The sequence below is a fragment of the Amycolatopsis sp. NPDC004368 genome (assembly GCF_053602515.1).
The window spans coordinates 125,227-145,868 of sequence record NZ_JBSGDT010000001.1; the positions used below are offsets into that span (position 1 = coordinate 125,227).

The 20,642-nt window shown below is 71.0% G+C and carries 20 protein-coding genes; 9 read left to right on the forward strand and 11 right to left on the reverse strand.

What is annotated here, in order from left to right:
* Positions 1 to 53: 53 nt before the first annotated feature.
* Both ACWEOE_RS00515 and ACWEOE_RS00520 read left to right on the forward strand, forming a co-directional pair.
* Positions 54 to 1,682, forward strand: a complete 1,629-nt coding sequence (locus ACWEOE_RS00515) for an ABC transporter ATP-binding protein (protein WP_452001855.1) — start codon at positions 54 to 56, stop codon at positions 1,680 to 1,682.
* Positions 1,679 to 3,418 (forward strand): ABC transporter ATP-binding protein, encoded by a 1,740-nt coding sequence (locus tag ACWEOE_RS00520; RefSeq protein WP_452001857.1) that lies wholly within the window; start codon positions 1,679 to 1,681, stop codon positions 3,416 to 3,418. Before ACWEOE_RS00515 ends, ACWEOE_RS00520 begins: the two co-directional genes overlap by 4 nt.
* Here the strand turns inward: ACWEOE_RS00520 and ACWEOE_RS00525 are convergent, their stop codons facing one another.
* Positions 3,419 to 4,702: a serine hydrolase domain-containing protein gene (locus ACWEOE_RS00525; protein WP_452001860.1), complete on the reverse strand. Its 1,284-nt coding sequence runs from the start codon at positions 4,700 to 4,702 to the stop codon at positions 3,419 to 3,421.
* 81 nt (positions 4,703 to 4,783) lie between these two features.
* Here ACWEOE_RS00525 and ACWEOE_RS00530 point away from each other — a divergent pair, with 81 nt between their 5' ends.
* Positions 4,784 to 5,377, forward strand: a complete 594-nt coding sequence (locus ACWEOE_RS00530; protein WP_452001862.1) for a TetR/AcrR family transcriptional regulator — start codon at positions 4,784 to 4,786, stop codon at positions 5,375 to 5,377.
* 47 nt (positions 5,378 to 5,424) lie between these two features.
* Positions 5,425 to 6,207 carry a TIGR02452 family protein gene (locus ACWEOE_RS00535; RefSeq protein WP_452001865.1) on the forward strand — a complete coding sequence of 261 codons (783 nt, stop codon included), beginning with the start codon at positions 5,425 to 5,427 and terminating at the stop codon, positions 6,205 to 6,207.
* On the opposite strand, the gene ACWEOE_RS00540 is transcribed toward ACWEOE_RS00535, so the two are convergent.
* Positions 6,117 to 6,344: a winged helix-turn-helix transcriptional regulator gene (locus ACWEOE_RS00540; protein ID WP_452001868.1), complete on the reverse strand. Its 228-nt coding sequence runs from the start codon at positions 6,342 to 6,344 to the stop codon at positions 6,117 to 6,119. The genes ACWEOE_RS00535 and ACWEOE_RS00540 overlap by 91 nt on opposite strands.
* A gap of 20 nt (positions 6,345 to 6,364) precedes the next feature.
* Between ACWEOE_RS00540 and ACWEOE_RS00545 the strand changes: the two genes are divergently transcribed.
* Positions 6,365 to 6,580, forward strand: a complete 216-nt coding sequence (locus ACWEOE_RS00545) for a zinc-binding dehydrogenase (protein ID WP_452003287.1) — start codon at positions 6,365 to 6,367, stop codon at positions 6,578 to 6,580.
* Between the two features lie 85 nt (positions 6,581 to 6,665).
* Here ACWEOE_RS00545 and purQ read toward each other — a convergent pair whose 3' ends face one another.
* A complete protein-coding gene (gene purQ / locus ACWEOE_RS00550) occupies positions 6,666 to 7,343 on the reverse strand; it encodes a phosphoribosylformylglycinamidine synthase subunit PurQ (protein ID WP_452001871.1) in 678 nt (225 codons plus the stop codon).
* Positions 7,340 to 7,579: a phosphoribosylformylglycinamidine synthase subunit PurS gene (purS, locus tag ACWEOE_RS00555; RefSeq protein ID WP_360597951.1), complete on the reverse strand. Its 240-nt coding sequence runs from the start codon at positions 7,577 to 7,579 to the stop codon at positions 7,340 to 7,342. Before purS ends, purQ begins: the two co-directional genes overlap by 4 nt.
* Positions 7,580 to 7,797: 218 nt before the next feature.
* On the opposite strand from purS, the gene ACWEOE_RS00560 reads away from it, so the two are divergent.
* A complete protein-coding gene (locus tag ACWEOE_RS00560) occupies positions 7,798 to 9,384 on the forward strand; it encodes a GMC family oxidoreductase (RefSeq protein ID WP_452001875.1) in 1,587 nt (528 codons plus the stop codon).
* Positions 9,385 to 9,563: 179 nt separating this feature from the next.
* Here the strand turns inward: ACWEOE_RS00560 and ACWEOE_RS00565 are convergent, their stop codons facing one another.
* Positions 9,564 to 10,727, reverse strand: a complete 1,164-nt coding sequence (locus ACWEOE_RS00565; protein WP_452001877.1) for an alpha-hydroxy-acid oxidizing protein — start codon at positions 10,725 to 10,727, stop codon at positions 9,564 to 9,566.
* Between the two features lie 59 nt (positions 10,728 to 10,786).
* Positions 10,787 to 12,283, reverse strand: coding sequence for an aldehyde dehydrogenase family protein (locus tag ACWEOE_RS00570; protein ID WP_452001879.1), 1,497 nt, complete (start codon positions 12,281 to 12,283; stop codon positions 10,787 to 10,789).
* 941 nt (positions 12,284 to 13,224) lie between these two features.
* On the opposite strand from ACWEOE_RS00570, the gene ACWEOE_RS00575 reads away from it, so the two are divergent.
* Entirely contained in the window at positions 13,225 to 13,860 is a 636-nt protein-coding gene (locus tag ACWEOE_RS00575) for an MBL fold metallo-hydrolase (protein WP_452001881.1), read from the forward strand.
* Positions 13,861 to 13,901: 41 nt separating this feature from the next.
* On the opposite strand, the gene ACWEOE_RS00580 is transcribed toward ACWEOE_RS00575, so the two are convergent.
* The 4 genes from ACWEOE_RS00580 to ACWEOE_RS00595 all read right to left on the reverse strand — a co-directional run bounded on the left by ACWEOE_RS00580 (position 13,902) and on the right by ACWEOE_RS00595 (position 17,072).
* Positions 13,902 to 14,606 carry a DUF2334 domain-containing protein gene (locus ACWEOE_RS00580; RefSeq protein ID WP_452001884.1) on the reverse strand — a complete coding sequence of 235 codons (705 nt, stop codon included), beginning with the start codon at positions 14,604 to 14,606 and terminating at the stop codon, positions 13,902 to 13,904.
* 65 nt (positions 14,607 to 14,671) lie between these two features.
* The gene (locus ACWEOE_RS00585; protein WP_452001887.1) at positions 14,672 to 15,193 is read right to left on the reverse strand and encodes an NADPH-dependent FMN reductase; all 522 of its coding nucleotides are present in this window, start codon (positions 15,191 to 15,193) and stop codon (positions 14,672 to 14,674) included.
* 97 nt (positions 15,194 to 15,290) lie between these two features.
* Positions 15,291 to 16,127 carry a patatin-like phospholipase family protein gene (locus tag ACWEOE_RS00590; protein ID WP_452001890.1) on the reverse strand — a complete coding sequence of 279 codons (837 nt, stop codon included), beginning with the start codon at positions 16,125 to 16,127 and terminating at the stop codon, positions 15,291 to 15,293.
* Between the two features lie 57 nt (positions 16,128 to 16,184).
* A complete protein-coding gene (locus ACWEOE_RS00595) occupies positions 16,185 to 17,072 on the reverse strand; it encodes a phosphoribosylaminoimidazolesuccinocarboxamide synthase (protein WP_452001893.1) in 888 nt (295 codons plus the stop codon).
* Positions 17,073 to 17,119: 47 nt separating this feature from the next.
* Here ACWEOE_RS00595 and ACWEOE_RS00600 point away from each other — a divergent pair, with 47 nt between their 5' ends.
* Both ACWEOE_RS00600 and ACWEOE_RS00605 read left to right on the forward strand, forming a co-directional pair.
* Complete coding sequence (locus ACWEOE_RS00600; protein WP_452001896.1) at positions 17,120 to 17,911, forward strand: SAM hydrolase/SAM-dependent halogenase family protein; 792 nt, start codon at positions 17,120 to 17,122, stop codon at positions 17,909 to 17,911.
* A gap of 68 nt (positions 17,912 to 17,979) precedes the next feature.
* Complete coding sequence (locus tag ACWEOE_RS00605) at positions 17,980 to 19,218, forward strand: alpha/beta hydrolase family protein (RefSeq protein ID WP_452001899.1); 1,239 nt, start codon at positions 17,980 to 17,982, stop codon at positions 19,216 to 19,218.
* Here ACWEOE_RS00605 and ACWEOE_RS00610 read toward each other — a convergent pair.
* Positions 19,160 to 20,518 (reverse strand): FAD-binding oxidoreductase, encoded by a 1,359-nt coding sequence (locus ACWEOE_RS00610; protein WP_452001902.1) that lies wholly within the window; start codon positions 20,516 to 20,518, stop codon positions 19,160 to 19,162. The two genes, ACWEOE_RS00605 and ACWEOE_RS00610, sit on opposite strands and share 59 nt — an antisense overlap.
* Between the last annotated feature and the right edge of the window lie 124 nt (positions 20,519 to 20,642).

Sequence of the window (20,642 nt, forward strand, 5' to 3'; positions counted from 1 at the left end):
CTACCGATAAATCAGTCGCGCACACTGCGTGAACCGGCTTACCGTCGACAATCGTGCTCTCCGCCACATATCCCTTCGCCTCACCTCGGCTGCCCGAACGGCCGACGGCCGGCCGCTACCTGCTCGCGGTGCTGCGTTCGCGCCCGTGGCTGGCGCTGACGGCCGCGCTCACGGGTGCCTGCTGGTCGCTGCCGAGCGCGCTGTTGCCGTTGGTGATCGGCCGGGGCATCGACGCGATCGCGGCCGGCGACGGCGGCGCGCTCTGGCGCTGGGCACTCGTGGCGGCGGGGCTCGGCGTGTGCCAGGCGGGGTTCGGTACCTGGCTGCACTTCACGTCGTACGGCATGTGGCTGCACGGCGCCGGCACGACGCAGCGCCTGGTCACCGAGCACACCACCCGTCTGGGCGCGACCCTGCGTGAGGCCACGACCACCGGCAACGTCGTGGCGGTGACGTCGTCGGACATCAACTGGATCGGCAACACCTACGAGGTGATCGGCCGGACGGTGGGTTCGGTGGTGGCGTTCGTGGTGATCGGGATCGCGATGCTGGGTTCGTCGCCGTTGCTCGGTGTGGTCGCGCTGGTGGGCGTGCCGCTCGCGGTGATCGGGATCGGGCCGCTGCTGAAGCCGCTGCAGAACCGCAAGACCGTGCAGCGCGAGAACCTGAGTGACGTCAACGCGCTGGGCGCCGACATCGTGTCCGGCCTGCGGATCCTGCGCGGGGTCGGCGGCGAGCGCCGGTTCCTGAAGCGGTTCCACGAAGCCAGCCAGCGCGTGCGCCGCTCGGGTGTCGAGGTCGGGCGCGCGGAGGCGTGGCTGGCCGCGGCGGCGATCGTGCTGCCGGGCCTGGTCACCGTGGCGATCACGTGGCTGGGCGCGCGGCTCGCGCTCGACGGCACGATCGGCGTGGGTGAGCTGGTGGCGTTCTACGGCGTCTCGGCGTTCCTGGTGGTGCCGGTGGACACGGCGACGGAGGCCGTCGGCGCCTACAGCTCAGGTCTCGTGGCGGCGCGCAAGATCTGCGGCCTGCTGTCGTTGCGCGCGCGGCTGACGGACCCGGCGACGCCCACGCCGCTGCCCGCCGGGGCACTCGACCTGGTGGACGTCGAGAGCGGCATGCACCTGGTGGCGGGCAAGCTCACGGTGGTCGACCTCGGCGCCGACGCCGAGGCGCTCGCGGACCGGCTGGCGCGGTTCACGGACGCGGCCGAGCCGGTGCTGGTCGGCGGCGTGCGCGCGGACCAGGTCGCGCTGGCCGAGCTGCGTTCGCGGGTCGTGTACGCGCACAACCAGGACCTGTGGTTCTCGGGTGTGCTGCGCGAGCAGCTCGCCCCGGCGTCGCCGAACACCGTGACGATCGAAGAAGCCCTGTTCGCGGCGGATGCCGACGACATCGTGGAGGCGCTGCCGCGCGGGGTCGACGAGCTGATCGGCGAGCGCGGCCGCGAGGTGTCGGGTGGCCAGCGGCAACGGCTGAGCCTGGCGCGGGCGCTCGCGACGGACGCCGACGTGCTGCTGCTCGACGAGCCGACCTCGGCCGTGGACGCGCACACGGAGGCGCGGATCACCCGGCGCGTGGCCGAGCTGCGGCGCGGGCGCACGACGGTGGTGTTCAGTCAGAGTCCCTTGTGGACACACGTGGCCGACGAGGTCGTGAGCGGAAAGGCGGTGCCGGTGTGAAACGGCTTCCCCTCGCCTCGGGCCGCGACGTGCGGCGCTGGGCGGCGCGCACGGCCGCCGAGCACCGGCGCGAGTTCTCCGTGATGCTCGGGCTGTTCTGCCTGGCCACGCTGATCGGGCTGGCCACGCCGCAGCTGCTGGGCCGGCTCGTGCAGGGTGTGGTCGACGGCGGCACCAGCACCCGCGTCGACCTGCTGGCCGTGGGTTTCGTCGTGGTGCTGGTGCTGCAGGCCTGGGCGAAGAAGGCCGCGCGGCTGCGGGGCCGCATGTTCGGCGAGCGCGTGCTGGCGCAGACGCGGGAACGCTTCGTGGCCAACTCGCTGAGCCTGCCGCTCGGCACGGTCGAGGCCGCGGGCACCGGTGACCTGCTCAGCCGCGCGACGAGCGACATCAGCCGCCTCGACCACGCCGTGCGCTTCGCGGCGCCGGAGATCCTGATCGCGGTGGTGACGGTGGTGCTCACCACGATCGCGATGTTCGTGACGTCGCCGCTCTTGGCGTTGGCGCTGCTCGTGGCGCTGCCGCTGCTGGTGCCCGTGAACATCTGGTACCAGCGCCGGATCCCGGCGCTGATGGCGTGGATGCTCGACCGCTGGGGCGACCTGCAGTCGGCCACGCACGAGACCGTGGAGGGCGCGCGCACCACCGAGGCGCTGAGCCTGACCGACCGCCGCGTGCGGCTCGGGCGCGACGCGCTGGACCAGGCCGTGCTGGGCGAACGCCGGATGCGTGCGTTGCAGCTGCGGTGGATGCCGTCGCTGGAGATCAGCTACGTGCTGCCGATCGCCGCGCTGCTCGGCATCGGGTTCTTCGCCTACTCCCAGGGGTGGGCCGAGATCGGCACGATCACGACGATGCTGGCCTACGCGCAGGCGATGACGGCGCCGCTGAACGACGCCCTGTTCTGGATGGAGGACCTCCAGGTGGCGATGGCGGCTGCCCGCCGGATCCTCGGCGTGCAACCGGTACCTTCGCCGGCTTCGGTGACCACCGTCCCGGCCGGGCGCGACATCGAGGTGCGCGGCGTCCACTTCGGCTACACGGCCGACCGGGAAGTGCTGCACGGCATCGACTTGTCGGTGCCGCGTGGCGAACGGCTGGCCATCGTCGGCCCTTCGGGTGCCGGCAAGTCGACGTTGGGCCGCTTGCTCGCGGGCATTTCGGCGCCGTCGCGCGGATCGATTTCCGTGGGCGGCACCGAGGTTTCGTCGCTGGCCGAGGACGTGCTGCGTGGTGAGGTGCTGCTGTTGACGCAGGAACACCACACGTTCTCGGGTTCGCTGCGGGAAAACCTGGCCCTGCCGGCTCGGCGTGGCGGCGGCGACTGGTCGGACGCGGAGCTCCTGGACGCCTTGACCGCGGCCGGTGCTGCCGCGTGGTTCGCGTCGCTGGAAGCCGGTTTGGACACCAAGCTGGGTTCCGGTGCCTACGCCGTGCCGGCTGCCCTGGCGCAGCAGCTGGCGTTGGCGCGGGTCGTGCTGGCCGATCCCCACACCCTCGTGCTCGACGAAGCGACTTCCTTGCTGGACACGGGTTCCGCGCGTGAGCTGGAGCGTTCGCTGAACGCGGTTCTGGCCGGGCGCACCGTGATCGCGATCGCGCACCGCCTCCACACCGCGGCCGCGGCGGACCGCGTCGCGGTGGTGGAGGGCGGGCGGATCACGGAACTGGGCTCGCACGCCGAGCTGCTGGCCGCCGACGGCCCGTATGCCCGGCTGGTGGCAGCTGCTTCGTGATCAGCCGGGCTGGTGGCAGATCAGCAGGTTGCACTGGGCGTTGGGTGCGAGGTCGCGCAGCAGCACCACCGGGTCGAGGTAGTCGACCGGGTTGATGTCCAGGTCCAGCGGCGGCGTCTTGAACGGCCCCGGGTCGGGCACGGGCGTGTCCTCGACGCCGCTGAGCAGGATGCGGAAGAAGTTGTAGTACAGGTTCGAGCCGGACGGCGAGGCGCTGAGCAGGCCCGCCAGGTTCGGCGCGGTGTCGCCGAGCACGCCGGTCCAGGTGACGGTGATGCCGAGGCTCGGGATCATGAAGTTGTTCTGCTGCAACGCGCCGACCATCGCGAACAGGTCGTCGGGAGCGCTGCCGACCATCGGGCCCGCCACCGTCTGCGCGTGGGGTAAGTTGGCCGACGTGCACGACGAGCCGCCGTTGTGCCAGAACAGGAACCCGTAACACGGGTTGGTGGGCGTGTTCGCGCGCGCCTGCGTGATGTAGTCGCCGGAGAGGACGCGCCGGCCGCGCCAGGTGCCGTCGTTTTCCATCAGCAGCCCGAGCTTCGCGAACTGCGCGGGCGGGATGAACAGGTTGGCGTACCCGTAGGAGTTGCCGGCGTGGTCACGCAGCCAGATGTAGCTGCCGCGCGGGATGCCGAGGGGTTCGAACAGCTCCCGCTGCGCGAAGTCCTGCAGGTCCTCGCCGACCGCGCGCTGCAGCACCGCCGAAAGCAGGTCGGGCGTGCGCTGGCTGTACTCGAAGTGCGTGCCCGGCTCGTGGGTGAGCGGCTGGGCCATCGCCTCCTGCGCGAGATCGGGATCGAGGCCGACGGACGCCAGCTCCGCCAGGATCGACTCGTCGAGGCCGGAGGTCTGCGTGAGCAGGTTGCGGATCGTGATGGCGCGGTGCGCCGCGTCGCCCACGCCCGCGGGCAGGTACTTGCCGACCGGGTCGTCGAGCCCGATGCGGTGCTGGTCGTAGGCGATGCCGGTGAGGATCGAGATCACGGACTTGGTGGAGCTGAAGATCTCCATCGGCACCTGGTCGAGCAGACCGCGGCCGATGCGGCAGTTGTCGCGGAAGATCTGCACGGACGCACGCAGGTGGGTCTGCGCGTAGGCGATCGCGGCGTCGACCGCGGCCGGGTCCATCGCCTCCTCGGCGGGCGTGGCCGTGGCGAACGACGTGCCCGCGGACGGCAGCTCGCAGCCCTTCCGCGGCGCGGCTGCCGCTTCCTGGGGTGCGACCAGGGCCGCCGCCAGCAGCAGTGCCGCGGTGATTGAGGTGACCACGCGTCGTCGCATGCCCTGCTCCTTTTGCTTGACCCGGCGGTAAAGCTAGCGCAGTTTTACCGTCGGGTAAAGCCGAACGGATATGCTGATCGGATGAGCCGCTCCACTCGCGCCCGCCCCACCGACGACGAACTGCTCGACGCCGCCAGGACGGTCTTCGTGGAGTGCGGCTTCCGCGCCACCACCATGAACGCGATCGCCGACCGCAGCGGTTCCACGAAACCCACGCTGTACGCCCACTTCGGCGACAAGAACACGCTGTACCGCCGCCTGCTCGACCGCGAGGCCGCCGCGTGCCGAGCGAGCCTCTTCGCCGAGTACGAACGCAACGACGGCCTCAGCCTGCGCACCCAGGTCGCCGCCGACACCCAGGCCTTGTTCTCCTACGCCGCCGCCGAACCCGACGGCTTCCGCCTCCTCTTCGGCGTCGACATCACCAGCGACACGATCGCGGTGCGCGAACACCTGCTCGCCGACCTCGACGAGCAGGTCACCCGCCGCATCCGCGCCTACCTCACCGCCCGCCGGCTGCCCCCACGCCCCGACGAACGCCGCCTGGCCAACATCCTCGTGGGCGTCGCCACGACGTCCGCCCGCCACGCCATCGACCACGGCCTCGACCTGGGGGAAGCGGCCCGCCTGGCGGCGGACTTCTCGACGGCGGCGTTGATCAACCTGCCGGCCTGAGGTATTTCCTTTGTGCTCGGTCGTTCGCGCAGGCCACGATTGCCTGCGTGAGCAGCAGATTGAGGGCCATCGCCACCGAGACGGTCGAGATCGTCGCGCGCGGGGCGTATGGCTCTGTCGTGATCGAGGATCAAGTCGACAGCGCCCGGAGGGGCACTCGGCTCTACCTGCCCGAGGACGACGTGCCGCCGGTTGCCTCGATCCGGGTGATCCCTCGGATCGAGGTGACCAACGAGTCGAGCACCGCGGCCGCGCGTCGGCTGGGTGGTGACGTCGCATGCCTCGTGTTCGCGTCGGCCCGCAACCCCGGCGGCGGTTTCCTGAACGGCGCGCAGGCGCAGGAGGAGGCGATCGCGCGGAGTTCGGCTCTGTACACGTGCCTTTTGGCAGCCCCCGAGTTCTACGCCCACCACCGCGCCGACCCTGACCTGCGCTACTCCGACCGCGTGATCCACTCCCCCGGCGTGCCGACCTTCCGCGACGACAACGCCGCGCTGCTCCCCACGCCGACCCCCGTGTCCTTCCTGACCGCGGCGGCACCGAACCTGGGGGCGATCCGCCGCAACCAGCCTGCGCACGTCGACTCGGTGCCGGGTGTCCTACGCCGGCGAGCGCGGCGCGTCGTGGAGATAGCCGCTGGTCACGGGCACCGGCACCTCGTGCTGGGCGCCTGGGGCTGCGGGGTGTTCGAGAACGATCCGACCGTGGTGGCCGAGGCGTTCCGCGAAGCGCTCGACGTTTACCCGCACTTCGAGCGGGTCGTCTTCGCGGTGCTGGACAAGCGGGCGGGCGCCCCTACGCATGCGGCGTTCGTCCGTGCGTTCGGCTGAGTCGCGTGGTTCTCGTAGGCGTCGCGAGCGGCCAAGACGGTGGGCAGGTGGTCCCGTGCCCAGCACCGGCTGGCGTCGATGAGGTCGAGCAGGGTCCGGCCCAGTGAGGTCAGTTCGTAGTCCACGCGTGGTGGCACCTCGGCGTAGCCGGGTGATCATGTTGTCGCGCTCGGCCGTGTCGGTCACCGGCTTCGCGTCCGTCACCCTGCCCGCACAGCAGCTGGCCCGGCTACGCGACCAGGCGTTCACCCTGGCTGCCTCCGGTGAACTGCGGCCGATCATCGGCGCGGTCCTGCCGCTTGCGCAAACCTGGGCAGCCCATCAGGCGTTCGAGGATCGGGCAGCCGTCGGGAAGACGATCCTCACGCCGTGACCGGCCGGCCTGACGCCGGAGGAAGCCCAGCAACAGCAACAAAAAGGGGCGACACCACGGTGCCGCCCCTTTCACACGAACTCGATCAGGCCTTCGCGAACGCGTCCACCGCGCTCAAGAACATGCCGAGACCGTCGTCGGATGGGCCGGTGAGGGCGTCGATCGCGTGTTCCGGGTGGGGCATGAGGCCGACGATGCGACCGTTTTCGCTGCGGATGCCCGCGATGTCGTTGCGCGAGCCGTTGGGGTTGCCGTCCACGTAGCGGAACGCGACGCGGCCCTCGCCCTCCAGCATGTCCAAAGTGGACTTGTCGGCCATGTAGCAGCCGTCGTTGTTCTTGAGCGGGATGAGGATTTCCGCGCCCTTGTCGTAGCGGCTGGTCCAGGCCGTGTCGGTGTTCTCCACGCGCAACCACTGGTCGCGGCACACGAAGTGGAGGCCGACGTTGCGGATCATCGCGCCGGGGAGCAGGCCGGCTTCGCAGAGGATCTGGAAGCCGTTGCAGATGCCGAGGACCGGCATGCCCCCGCGGGCGGCGTCGATGACCGAGTCCATCACCGGCGCGAAGCGCGCGATGACGCCGGCGCGCAGGTAGTCGCCGTAGGAGAAGCCGCCGGGGACGACCACGCCGTCGACGCCGCGCAGGTCGGCGTCGGCGTGCCACAGGGGCACGGCTTCGGCGTCGGCGTAGCGGACCGCGCGGGCGGCGTCGCCGTCGTCGAGGGTGCCCGGGAAGGTGATGACACCGATGCGCGCGCTCACGCGTCCACCCGCCGGATGGTCCACTGCTCGATCACGGGGTTCGCGAGGAAGCCCTCGGCGATCTTGGCGAGCGTCTCGTCATCGACGGTGTCGTCGATCTCGAGCTCGAAGTGCTTGCCCTGGCGCACTTCCGTGACGCCGGTGAACCCCAGCCGCGGCAGCGCTCGGGCCACCGCCTGGCCCTGCGGGTCGAGGATTTCTGGCTTCGGCATGACGTCGACGACGACTCGGGCCACGGCAGGCTGCTCCTTATTCACGCAGGTCGTGGGTACGGGACCGAGGGTACTTGACCCTCCGCGACCGGCGCCCGTCCGGTATCGGGGACAGATGCGCAGGTCACAACTGGCCCGGGTCGCGCGGCAGGAGGATGCTGCTCGCGGGGCCTTTCCCCGGCGCGCGTGCTGGGCCATGATGAGTCGTTGACAGCACGCCAACATGAGCAGCTGGAGGCATCGTGGCCGGTCAGGACTCGTTCGACTACGTCATCGTCGGAGCAGGCAGCGCCGGCTGCGTGCTGGCGGCGCGGCTGAGCGAGGATCCGGCGGCCCGAGTATTGCTGCTCGAGGCGGGCGGCGAGGACACCGCCGACGAGATCCACATCCCGGCGGCGTTCGCGTCGCTGTTCAAGACGCGGTGGGACTGGAACTACGAGACCGTCGAGCAGAAACACACCGGCAAACCCGCCTACTGGCCGCGCGGCAAGATGCTCGGCGGCTGCTCGTCGATCAACGCCATGATCTACATCCGCGGCAACCGCGCCGACTACGACGGCTGGCGCGATTCCCACGGTGCCACCGGCTGGGGTTGGGACGACGTGCTGCCGTACTTCAAGCGCGCCGAGGGCAACCAGCGCCTCGACGGCCCGCTGCACGGCACCGACGGACCGCTGAACGTCGAGGACCGCCGCTTCACCCACGAGCTCTCGAACGCGTGGGTCAACAGCGCCGTGGCCTGGGGGTTGAAGCGCACCGACGACTTCAACGGCTCGTCGCAGGAAGGCGCGGGCCTCTACCAGGTGACGTGCAAGCGCGGACGCCGCTGGTCCACCGCGGACGCGTACCTGCGGCCGGCGTTGGACCGACCCAACCTGGTTGTCCACACCCACGCGCAAGCCACGCGGGTGGTGTTCGAGGGCACGCGGGCGGTGGGTGTGACCTACCTGCACAAGGGCGTCGAGGTCACGGTCCGCGCGGACGCCGAGGTGCTGCTCGCGGGTGGCGCGGTGAACTCGCCACAGCTGCTGATGCTCTCGGGTGTCGGGCCGGCCGAACACCTGCGTGAGCTGGGCATCGACGTCGTCGCCGGGCTCGCGGGCGTCGGGGAGAACCTGCACGACCACCCGGCGGCCGGGATCATCTGGTCGACCAAGGGCACCACCGACCTCGTCGACGCGGCCACTCCGGCCGGTCTCGTCCGCTGGCAGCTCACGCGGCGCGGGCCGCTGGCGTCGAACATCGGCGAGGCCGGCGCGTTCTTCCCGACGCGTGACGGGCTGATCGCGCCGGACATGCAGATCCACGTCGCCCCGACGTTGTTCTACGACAACGGCATGCGCGAACCCACCGTCCCGGGCTTCACCTCCGCGGCCACGCTGGTCGACGTCGCGAGCCGCGGACGGCTGCGGCTGAAGTCCGCGAACCCGTTGTGGAAGCCGGAAATCGACCCGGCGTACTACGCCGAGCCGATCGACCTTGACACGATGAAGTCGGCCTTGCGCTCGCTCATCGACATCGGCGAGTCGGGTCCGTTGGCGCGGTTCCTGGACAAGCCGTTCCTGCCGACGTCCCACGACCTCTCCGACGACGCGCTGACCGAGCACATCCGCGAGAACACCCAGACGCTGTACCACCCCGTCGGTACGTGCGCGATGGGTTCGGACGAGCGGTCGGTGGTGGACCCGACGTTGCGGGTGCGCGGGGTGGAGGGCCTGCGGGTCGTGGACGCCTCGGTGATGCCGGTGGTGCCGCGGGGGAACACCAATGCTCCGACGATCATGGTGGCGGAGAAGGCGGCTGATTTGATTCGGGGTCGCTCGGTTTAGGTCCGGCCCAATTTGGTTGGGCCTCGTTGAGTCTCGTTGGGCCTCGTTGAGTCTCGCCGGGTCTCGTTGGGTCGGACCCACGCCGGTTGTCCACAGGTGGACAGTTGGTTGGGTCCGACCCCATCATTTGCTCTCGACTTGGGTCGGACCCATCAAGCTGTCCACAGGTTAGGTCCGACCTAACCAACCTTCCGTAGGCTGTCCCGCGTCAGGTCGGCGAGCGCCGGGTAGCCGTCGACGGCCATGATGAGGTCGGCTTCGGCCAGGAGGCTGCGCAGGACGTGGACGGCGCCGTCCACCCCGCCCAGGGCGAGGCCCCACACGTACGGTCGCCCGATCCCCACGGCCCTCGCGCCCAGGGCCAGGGCTTTCACGATGTCCGCCCCGGAGCGCACCCCGGAGTCGAAGAGGACCGGGGTGTCGGCGGAGGCGTCGACGACGTCGGCGAGGCAGTCGAGGGCGGGGAGCCCGCCGTTGGCCTGGCGGCCGCCGTGGTTGGAGCAGTAGATGCCGTCGACGCCACCGTCGATGGCGCGGCGGGCGTCCTCCGGGTGCTGGATGCCCTTGACGATCAGTGGCAACGAAGTGAGCGACCGCAGCCACGGCAGATCGTCCCAGGTCAGCGGGTTGCCGAACAGCTGCGCCCACAGGCCGACGGCCGCCACGGGATCGTCCTCGGGAGCCTTCCCCAGGCGCGCGCGGAACACCGGGTCGGTGAAGTAGTTGGCGAGGCAGTGGCCACGCAGCTGGGGAAAGTTGGCTGTGGACAAGTCCCTCGGCCGCCAGCCGGTGACCCACGTGTCGAGCGTGACCACGATGCCCTTGAAGCCCGCCTTCTCCGCCCGCGCGACCAGTGACGCCGCCAGCTCGCGGTCCGTCGGCGTGTACAGCTGGAAGAACCCGGGCGTGTCGCCGAGTTCGGGCACGACCTGTTCGATCGGGTCGACGGTGAGCGTCGACGCGACCATCGGCACGCCCGTGCGCGCGGCGGCGCGTGCGGTGGCCAGGTCGCCGTGGCCGTCCTGCGTGCACAGGCCGGCCACCCCCACCGGCGCCAGGAACAGCGGCGACGGCAGCTTCAGCCCGAACAGGTCCACCGACAGGTCCCGGTCCTTGGCCCCGACGAACATCCGCGGCACCACACCCCAGCGCCCGAACGCCTCGGCGTTGCCGCGCTGCGTCGCCTCGTCACCCGCACCACCGGCTACATAGGACAGAACCGACGGCGGAAGTGCCTGTGCCGCACGGGCCTCGAGTTCGGCGTAGACCATGGGCATGGTCGGGACGCGGCCGGTGAGCCCGGCGAAGTAGATCTCGTTCTGAAAGTCACCGAAGCGCGTCATGCGGGCTCTTTCTGGCTCGAGGCGGACCGCGCCCCGGAACCCGGGACGCGGCCCAGACCTTAGCGCTTGCCGTGCATGATGGTGATGAGCTTGGCCACCAGAGCGTCGGTCGATTCCTTGCGGCTGAACGAAGTCAGGGTGATCGGCGCGGTGAACCGCTGGCGCGCGACGGCCTTGGTCCGGGCGAACTCGCGCAGGCCTTCGGGCCCGTGGATGCGCCCGAAGCCCGAGTCGCCGACGCCGCCGAAGGGCAGCGAGGCGATGCCGGCGAACGAGAGCGGCGCGTTGATCGAGGTCATGCCGGTGCGCAGCCGCGCGGCGAGCTCGACGCCGCGGGACTTGGAGAACACGGTGGAGCCGAGGCCGTAGGTGGTGGCGTTGGCCTTGTCCACAGCCTCGTCCATGTCGCGGACCTTGGCGATGGTGACCGTCGGGCCGAACGTCTCCTCGCGCACCGCCTCGGAGTCCTCCGGCACGTCGACGAGGACGGTGGGTTGGGCATAACGATCGCCGACGCTGTCCACACCCCCGAGCACCGCGCGGCCGCCGCGTTCGAGGGCGTCGGCGATGTGGCGGCGGATCACGGCGAGCTGCGAGGGCATGGTGACGGGGCCGTACTGGGCGTCCGCGTCGGAGCCGGCGCGCACGTTCTGCGACCTGTCCACAACCTTCTGGACGAAGGCGTCGTGCACGCGCTCGTGGACGTATACCCGCTCGACGCCGATGCAGGTCTGGCCGGAGTTGGAGAAGGCGCCCCAGACGGTGGCGTCGGCGGCGGCGTCGAGGTCGGCGTCCGCGTCGACGAGCACGGGGTCCTTGCCGCCGGCCTCGATCACGACCGGGGTGAGCGTGTTCGCGGCCGCGGCCATGATTTTCTTGCCGGTGGCGGTGGAGCCGGTGAACGCGATCTTGTCCACGCCGGACGTGACCAGCGCGCCACCGGTCTCGCCGAACCCCGTGATCAGCTGCAGCACGGGCTGCTCGGGCACGACCTCGGCGAACGCGTCGACCAGCCACTTGCCCACGCCCGGGGTGTATTCGCTGGGCTTGAAGACCACGGCGTTGCCGGCCGCGAGCGCGTAGGTGACCGAGCCCAGCGGCGTGTACACGGGGTAGTTCCACGGACCGATCACGCCGACGACGCCCAGCGGGCGGTACTCGACCGTCGCCGCCTGGTTCGACATGAGGAGGCCGGCCGAGCGGCGCTGCCGGCCCAGGTACTTGCGCGCGTGCTTCGCAGCCCACGCGATGTGCTCGATGGCGAGCACGGTCTCGAGCTGGGCGTCGGCGATCGGCTTGCCGGTCTCGTCGCGCACGACCTGGCACAACTGCGGCAGGCGGCGCGTGATCACGCCCTTCCACTGCCGCAGGCGGTCCGCGCGCCCCGCGAAGCCCAGCCCGTCCCACCACTCCGCCGCGACACGCGCCCGCTCGACCGCCGCGCGCACGTCGTCGGCCGTGTGCACCGGGTACGTGCCCACCACCTCGTCGGTCGCCGGGCTCAGCGAATCGAAGGTCTCACCGACCCAGGTCGGCTTCGGCTGGACGGCGGTCATCGGCGTCTCCCCTGCTCTTCGGCCCTGCTCTTCGGCCCTGCTCGTTCGGTCCTGCTTGTTCGGTCCTGCTTGGTCGGCATTGTGGTCCAGGCTACGAGGTTGCTGACGCAGTGCCAATAGCCTGAGACTCCGCGTCAGCATGGCACCGGCGAGCGGTTCGGGGAAAGGGTGGCTGGGCGGGCTCGTGGGCACTGCTGCCGCCTTGACGGTCGATGTCACCCACAGGGGCAACGCAGCGTTCGCCGGTGACGTCGGGCCCGAGTCCGGCCGTTTCGCGCCGAACGGCCCTTCGGGCGGGCGACACCTTGTTGACCAGCGCCGACACGTCTGGGTGAACACGGTGTCGCGTGTTGTCGTGCGGCGTCTCGGGCGCCGCGGATTCGCCTATGGCCCAACGTTTCCGGGGCGATTTCTCGACTTGTCCACAGGGGTCCCTTCGTTGTGGATAACTGGGCCTTCACCTGGGCGTTTTGTCGGTTTTCGACGGAGGTGGCCGGTAGGATGGAACCGGGGACGCCCCCCTGGGAGGGCGGGGGTTTGTCCGGCGGCCGGAAGGCTCGGGGCACAGGTCGCCGCGGGCGTTCGAGAGCCGGCCGGTTGCCACAGGAGCAGGGGTGGAAGGGGCGCGACGGCCAGGATGTGTGCAGCGGAAGGGCTGGCGGCGGCGGAGCGCGAGGCAGGACAGGGATGGAGCGCGCGTGGCTAGACGGAAGCGGTCCATAGGACTCGGGCCGGGGCCTGGCGTTTGGTCGTGGTGATGCGCGGCAGGCCGGCGTGGGGGCCTCAGGGCCGAGACGGAACGCGTGCTTGGGGAACGGTCCATGGGCCTTGTGGCGACCTCGGGCGAACGGGTTGGTCGTGGTGATGCGCGGCGGGCGAGCTTGGCGGCGTGCGCACGGCGGGCATAGGGTGAATCCGACTATGTGTGAAGGAGAATCCTGATGCGGATCGTCCATTTCGGACATGCCTGCGTACTTCTGGAGACCGACGGGGAGCGGATCCTGGTCGACCCGGGTGCGTTCTCCACCGACTTCGAGCGGGAGCGCGAACTGTCGGCCGTCCTCATCACCCACCAGCACTTCGACCACATCGACGGCGAGCGGCTGCCGAAGGTGCTGGCGGCGAACCCCGGCGCGAAGCTGATCGTGGACCCGGGCTCCGTGGAGACCGTGCAGAAGCTGAACCTGCAGTACGAGGTCGCGAACCCCGGCGACGCGTTCGAGATCGGTGGCACGGCGGTGAACGTGGTGGGCGGCGAGCACGCCGTGATCCACAGCGACATCCCCGTGATCCCGAACATCGGCTACGTGCTGGACCACGGCGCCTTCTACCACCCGGGCGACTCGTTTTTCGTGCCCGAGCAGAAGATCGACGTGCTCGGGCTGCCGACGGGCGCGCCCTGGCTCAAGGCCGGGGAGGCGGTGGACTTCCTGCGCGCGGTGGCGCCGCGGAAGTCGGTGCCGATTCACGAGGCCGTGTTGTCGAGCCCGGCGTTGCACTACGGGCTGTTCGAGAACCTCGCGCCGGAGGGCACTGAGGTGAAGGTCGTCGAGCGCGGGGTCGCCACGGAGCTGTGAGTGAGCCGGGGTGGTCGTCGGGTGGCGGCCACCCCGAAAGCTCAGGCGTCGGCGCGGTGCAGGGAGCCGTAGGTGCTGCCGAAGGCGCGGTTTTCGATGGCGACGTCGACCGCGTCGAGCAGGGCCTGGCGCAGGCCGGGGCGGGTGAGGTCGGCGGCGTCGATGCCGAGGCGCACCAGGCCGCCGCGGCGGGCGGCGCGGGCCGAGGCGAGCACGAGGGCGAAGCAGCGGACCGTCTCGGTGCGGTGCGACTGGCTCGTGAACTCCTGGACGCGCGCCCGCAGCACCTCGCCCGTCACGAGGTCACGCACGGAGCCCGCGTCGGCGCAGAGGGTGAAGCCGTGTTCCCGCAACGCTTGCAGCGTGCCCTGGGAGGCGAGCCAGCGCGGCGGCGCGAACCCGTCGACGGTGACGCCGGTGGTGGCGAGTGCGGCCTTCGCGGCGATCAGGCGCAGACGCGCTTCGTGAGCGGGTAGGTCGGCGAACTCCGCGCGCCGGCCGAGGTGGACGGTTCGGTGGGTGGGCGTGATGCGGTGGTCGTAGCCGTGCAGCAGCACCGAGTCGCCGGCGGCGGCGCGGGTGCGGACCCAGGACGTGACCGGGCCGTCCTCGGTGCGGGCGACGTGCAGGATCGACAGCGGCACCCGCCGCCGCTCCAGCTCCGCCGCGAGGTCGGCGCAGCGGTGCAGCGTGCGCGGGGTGGCGCCGGACAGCGAAACCAGCAGGCGAGCATCCACGTGCCCCATTGCGCCTCAGCCCGGTGGCGCCTGGCTGACAACGCCGTGAACTGCGCAGAAAGGACACGTGAGAGTCAGAGTTTGGCGGCCTCCACCAGCCGGTTGACGGCCATGGCGATCCGGCCGCGCAGGTCGGGGTCGACGATGGCGCCGTCGGACACGGTGTGGCGCGGGATGGGGATGCGCACGCACGCGTCGTCGACGATGCGCGCGCCGGCATAGGTGAGCACCTTGCGCAGCGACTCGTGCGCATCGGCGCCGCCCGTGGGCGCGGCCACGGACGAGGCGTTGATCCACGACACCGGCTTGCCGTAGATCTCCCCGCCGCCGACGGTCCAGTCCAGCAGGTTCTTGAACGACCCCGGCAGGCCACCCGCGTACTCCGGCGTGCAGATCAGCACGCCGTCGGCCGCCGCGACCTCCGCGCGCAGCTTCGCGACGGCCGGGTGCAGGGGCTCGTGGTCGTCGTCGGGGTTGAAGTGCGGGAGGTCGGCGAGGCCGTCGTACACCGCGGACTCGGTGAACCTCGCGGCGGTGCCGATCACCGCCGCGTTCACCGAACCGCCCCGCAGACTGCCGCAGATGAGCAGGATCACGAGCGCCAGTGTGCCAGTGAAAGTCGCGGGGTTGCCTGGTTTCGGGTCTCACTCACGGCTCGATCACGACGCGCGCGGCGTCTGACCGCCAAGCCGATCACGACCAGGCGATCTCCAGCTCCTTCCCCTGCGCCCGGCCGGCCTCGGCGGCGGGGCGGCGGGTGGCCGGGTCCAGGGGGTTCGTGCCGATCGCGGCCAGCGACGCGGCGTCCGGTTCCACGACGGCCACCGAGGAGCCCGAGGCGCGCAGGGAAGCCACGACGTCGGCGAAGGGCTGGTCGGTGGGGAAGACGTCGGCGGAGCCCAGGGGCTGGACGATCAGCACGCGGTCGTGGCCGGAGGCGTAGTCGGCGTTGTCGGAGGAGCGCACGCCGCCGTCGACGTAGCGGGACGCGCCGATGGTGACGGGCGGCCAGATGCCCGGGACGGCGCAGCTGGCGGCCACGGCGGTGACCAGCGGGACGCCGGAGTCGTTGCGGAAGACGCGGGGCTCACCCGTGACCGCGTCGACGGCGACGATGGCCAGGGCACGAGCGGGCCAGTCGTGGGACGGGAGGCGGGACTCGATCACCGCGAGGCGCTCGGCTTCGGGCACCGTCGACGCCCCGAGGGCGAACGCGCCGATCGAGCGGCGCATGTCGGTGACCGTGCCGCCGCTGCCGAGGGCGGCGGCGAACTGCGCGCCGAAGCTCTCCAGGTCGACCTCGACCGCGATCTCGGCGGCCTGGAGCGCCGGGTCGGTCTGGCGTGCGTAGAGGTCGGCCAGGCTGAGGCCGCTGCCGATCTGGGCGGCGACGGTGGAGCCCGCGGACGTGCCGACGATCAGGTCGGCCCCGCTGACGTCGCGTCCCGCGTCGGCGAGGCCCGTCAGCAGGCCCGTGATCCATGCGATTCCTGCGACGCCGCCGCCGCCCAGTACCAAAGCCTCGGTCATGCGCTCAGTGTGCCAGTGAGCACCGACAAGTAGCCGCAAACCGCGCGGCGAAAAGCGTCAGGCGCCCGGCCAATCCGACAGCGACCGGCCGCTGAGGCGCTCGTAAGCCTCGACATAACGTGCCCGCGTGGCGGCCACCACGTCGTCCGGCAGGGGCGGCGGCTGGGTGTTCGACGCGCGGTCCCAACCGGAGTCCGGGCCGGTGAGCCAGTTGCGCACGAACTGCTTGTCGAAGGACGGCTGGGTGTGGCCGGGGGCGTAACCGTCGGCGGGCCAGTAGCGGGACGAGTCCGGCGTGAGGACCTCGTCGGCGAGCACGAGGCGGCCGTGGGCGTCCAGGCCGAACTCGAACTTCGTGTCGGCCAGCAGGATGCCGCGCTCGGCAGCGAACTCGGCGCCGCGGCGGTAGATGGCGAGGGTGGCGTCGCGGACCTCCGCGGCGCGGGCTTCGCCGATCTGGGCAGCGACCGTCTCGAACGACACGTTCTCGTCGTGCTCGCCCAGCTCGGCCTTCGTGGCCGGCGTGAAGATCGGCGACGGCAGCTTCGACGCCTCCACCAGCCCGGCCGGCAGCTCGACGCCGCAGACCGAGCCGCTGCGCTGGTAATCGGAGAAGCCCGAGCCCGTGAGGTAGCCGCGCGCGACGGCCTCCACCGGCAGCATGTCCAGGCGCTTCACGAGCAGGGCGCGGCCGAGGACCTCGGTGGGGATGCGCGGGTCGTCCCAGGCCTCGAGGTGGTTGGGGATGACGTCCGCGAGCTCGGAGAACCAGAACACGCTCATCGCGGTGAGGACGCGGCCCTTGTCCGGGATGGGGGTGTCCAGCACGAAGTCGTAGGCCGAGATGCGGTCGGAGGTGACCAGCAGCAGGTGGTTGTCCCCGGCGGCGTAGAGGTCCCGGACCTTGCCGGAGGCGATCTTCGGAAAATCGGCGAGCGTCGTCACGGCTGCACCCTAACCCGAGGCCGTCGGAATCGAGGATGATGCAGGTCATGCGCTACCGCTGGATTTCGTTCACCACCGACTACGGCCTGCGCGACGGCTTCGTCGCCGCCTGCCACGGGGTGGTCGCGCGCCTGGCGCCCGACGTGCGGGTGATCGACGTGACCCACCTCGTGCCGCCGCAGCAAGTGCGCCCGGGGGCGGCCGTGCTGGCGCAGACCGTGCCTTCGCTGCCCGAAGCCGTGCACCTGGCCGTGGTGGACCCCGGGGTGGGGACGACGCGGCGCGGGCTCGTCGTGGTCACACCCGGGGGCTTGCTGGTCGGGCCGGACAACGGGCTGCTGCTGCCCGCCGCGGCCGCGCTCGGCGGTGTGACCGGGGCCTACGAGATCGAGGGGACCGAGCCCACGTCGGCGACGTTCCACGGCCGCGACGTCTTCGCCCCCGCCGCCGCGCGCCTGGCGCTCGGTGCCCAACCGGCGTCGTTCGGTCCGGAGGCGCACGATCTGGTGCGGCTGCCCGATCCACTGGTGGCGGCGTTCCCGGGCAAGCTGGTGTCCGATGTGCTCACCGTGGACCACTTCGGCAACGTCCAGCTCGCCGCCACCCCCGCCGACCTGGAGCTGACCGGGCTCGCGGGCGGGGTGACCGTGCACAGTTCGCGCGTCGCGGTGTCGGCGACGATCGGGCGGACGTTCGGCGACGTGCCCCAGGGCGCGAACCTGGTTTTCACCGACTCCGCGGGGCACCTGGCGATCGCGGTGAACGGCGGATCCGCTGCTGCGGTGCTGAATCTGGGCGCCGCCGAGGAATGCACGATCACCGCTTCTCCCGCCGGCTGAGCACACCCACGCCTTGTCAACGCCCACACCGGCAGGCGAGTGTGGACGGAAAAATGGGGAGGCGGCAGATGGTTGCGTTGATTTCCCACGGCAACAAGGTGATTTCCGCGGGATTCTTCCGCGATCACGACCTCGATTTCGCCACGCGCGGAATGCTCGGGCGCGCCGTGCGCGGGGCCAGCGAGGTCGGTGAGGTGCTGGCGACGATCGCGCGCGTCGGCCGGGCCGCGGACTGGCCGCGGGAATGGGAACGCACGGCGATCCGCGTGCAGGGAGAGGCCGAACGGGCGCGCGAGGCCGGGCACCTCGTGAGCGCGAGCTCGCACTTCCTGCGGGCGGCGACGTATTGGTCCTGCGTGGTCGACGGACTGTCCACAGTGGATAAGCCAGTCGAGCTGCGGGAGGCGTTCGAGAAACACCGGCGCTGCTGGGAGGCCGTGGTGGACTGTTCGGACGGCGCGTACGTCCGAGTCCCCGTGCCCTACGAATCGACCGCCCTGCCCGGTTACCTGCTCAGACCCGACGCCTCCGGCAAGCCCCGGCCGACACTCGTCGTCACCAATGGCAGCGACGGCGCCCTGAGCGACCTGTGGACGTCCGCCGCCGCGGGGGCGCTGGCCCGCGACTGGAACGCGTTCCTCTACGACGGCCCCGGGCAGCAGTCCATGCTCTTCGAACGCGGCCTCTGCTTCCGCCCCGACTGGGAGGCCGTGCTCACCCCGGTCGTCGACACACTGGTCGCGCGTGCGGACGTCGCCGACCTCGCCGGTTACGGCATCAGCCAGGCGGGCTACTGGCTGCCCCGCGCGCTCGCGTTCGAGCACCGGTTGGCCGCCGCCGTGCTCGACCCGGGTGTGGTCGACGTGTCGGCTTCGTGGACGCGTTCGCTGTCGAAGGGCATGCGGACCGCGCTGGAGACCGGCGGACGGGACACGTTCAACCGCGATCTGGGGCTGGCCCTGCGTATCCCGGGGCTGCGCCGGACCTTGACGTTCCGCGCTCGGCCGTATGCGCACACGGATTGGTACGACCTGTTCAAGACCGTTTCCGCTTATCGGCTCGAGGACGACGTGGTGGCCGGGATCAAGACGCCGCTGCTCATCACCGATCCTGACGACGAGCAGTTCTGGCCGGGGCAGTCGAGCCGGCTGGCGGAGCTCGTCCGCGCGCGCGGCGGGCGTGCCGATCTGTTGCGGTTCACCGTCGAGGAGGGCGCCAACGAGCACGTGCAGCCGATGGGGCGGTTGCTCACCGAGAATCGGATGTTCGACTGGCTCGAAGAACGGATGGCACCGCAGCCGGTGTGAAGCTGAATACGTCGGCGGGATCCCAGACGTCCTTGAGCCGCGCGAGTTCGGTGGCGGTGGCCGGCTCGTAGCAGGACGTGGCGTCGGCGCGACTGGTCGGGAGGAAGGTGCGGAGGGGACCGCCGCAGCTCCACGCGCTGACGGCGGGGTAGACGTCGTGCTGTGGCCGTGGATCGGCGCCGGGGTGGGTCGAGGTGAACAGGTTCAGCCGGGCGGCGCGGTGGCCGACGGCGTTCGCGACCTCGGGTTGTTCGGCCAGCGCGCCGCCGAGGTGGCGCAGCTCCAGCATGAACGGTGCGCGCGGGTCCACGAAGGACGGAATGACCGCCAGCGCGTCCTCGCTGGTCAGCGCGAGGCTTTCGCTGTCGACGGGCATCGGGCCGACGGGATCGGCGTGGATCGAGCCGAGTTCGGTCATCGGGAGCCGCGTCACGGTGTCCAGGAAGGGGCCCAGTGCGAGGAAGCGCTCCACGAACCGCCGGCCGGCGTCCGGGTCGCCGAGGTAAGCCACGCGCAGGTGGCAGCAGAACCGGCCGCGCAGTGGCGCCGGTACACCGGGCACGTCCGGGAAAGCGAGGAACGCGAGCGACAAGCTCAGCTCCCGCGGCGCCGTTTCGAGGCTCGCCTGGAACTGCGAAAGGACCGCCGGTGCGTGGTCCGCGGTGAAAAAGAGGCCGCCGCCGTACAGAGAAGTCAGGGGTAACAGCGCGACTTCCAGGGCGGTCACCGCCGCGAAGCCACCACCGCCACCGCGCAGGGCCCAGAACAGGTCCGGGTGGCGTTCGGCCGTCACGGTGAGCTCGTGGCCGTCCGCGGTGACGACGTCGAGGCTGCGCACGTGGTCGGCGGCGTAACCGTGGCGCCGGCCGAGCAGGCCGAGGCCGCCGCCGAGGCTGTAGGAGACATAGCCGACGCCTGGTGCGGAGCCGACCGGCGCGGTCAGTCCGTACGGGCCGGTCGCGGTGACCACATCGGCCGCGGTCGCGCCGGCCGAGACGCGCGCGACCTGGCGCCGCGGGTCGACCTCGACGTGGCGCAGGCCCCGGGTCGTGATGAGCAAGCCGCCGCCCATCGAGCGGTGCGCGCCGTGGCCGGTGGCCTGCACGTCGACGCCGAGGCCGTGCGCCGCGGCGAACCGCACGCCCTCGGCCACGTCGGATTCGTCCTCGGCCGCCACGACGACGTCCGGCCGGTGGTCCAGCGCGAGGTTGAACCCGCCGCGTTCGCGTTCGTAGCCCTCATCCCCCGGAAGAAAAACCCCGCCCCGCACGCGCGCGGCGAGCTCGCCGGCTCCACCCATCTCGTTTTCCTCGCTCTCGCCTCGAGCGTGAATTCGATGGAGAGCGACACTACCCGGGTCGATTCTGCCGTCAAGTCACCGAATTTCGTGATTGGCGCGGGCGATTCGGGGAAATTGCCGAGCG

Excerpts from the sequence above, each read along its gene's own strand:
- ACWEOE_RS00575 (WP_452001881.1), top strand. The coding sequence starts at position 13,225 with ATGCGGATCGTCCATTTCGGACATGCCTGCGTACTTCTGGAGACCGAC.
- ACWEOE_RS00605 (WP_452001899.1), top strand. The coding sequence starts at position 17,980 with ATGGTTGCGTTGATTTCCCACGGCAACAAGGTGATTTCCGCGGGATTC.
- ACWEOE_RS00565 (WP_452001877.1), bottom strand. The coding sequence starts at position 10,727 with ATGACGCGCTTCGGTGACTTTCAGAACGAGATCTACTTCGCCGGGCTC.
- ACWEOE_RS00545 (WP_452003287.1), top strand. The coding sequence starts at position 6,365 with ATGTTGTCGCGCTCGGCCGTGTCGGTCACCGGCTTCGCGTCCGTCACC.
- ACWEOE_RS00590 (WP_452001890.1), bottom strand. The coding sequence starts at position 16,127 with ATGACCGAGGCTTTGGTACTGGGCGGCGGCGGCGTCGCAGGAATCGCA.
- ACWEOE_RS00530 (WP_452001862.1), top strand. The coding sequence starts at position 4,784 with ATGAGCCGCTCCACTCGCGCCCGCCCCACCGACGACGAACTGCTCGAC.
- ACWEOE_RS00570 (WP_452001879.1), bottom strand. The coding sequence starts at position 12,283 with ATGACCGCCGTCCAGCCGAAGCCGACCTGGGTCGGTGAGACCTTCGAT.
- ACWEOE_RS00525 (WP_452001860.1), bottom strand. The coding sequence starts at position 4,702 with ATGCGACGACGCGTGGTCACCTCAATCACCGCGGCACTGCTGCTGGCG.
- ACWEOE_RS00580 (WP_452001884.1), bottom strand. The coding sequence starts at position 14,606 with ATGGGGCACGTGGATGCTCGCCTGCTGGTTTCGCTGTCCGGCGCCACC.
- ACWEOE_RS00600 (WP_452001896.1), top strand. The coding sequence starts at position 17,120 with ATGCGCTACCGCTGGATTTCGTTCACCACCGACTACGGCCTGCGCGAC.
- ACWEOE_RS00610 (WP_452001902.1), bottom strand. The coding sequence starts at position 20,518 with ATGGGTGGAGCCGGCGAGCTCGCCGCGCGCGTGCGGGGCGGGGTTTTT.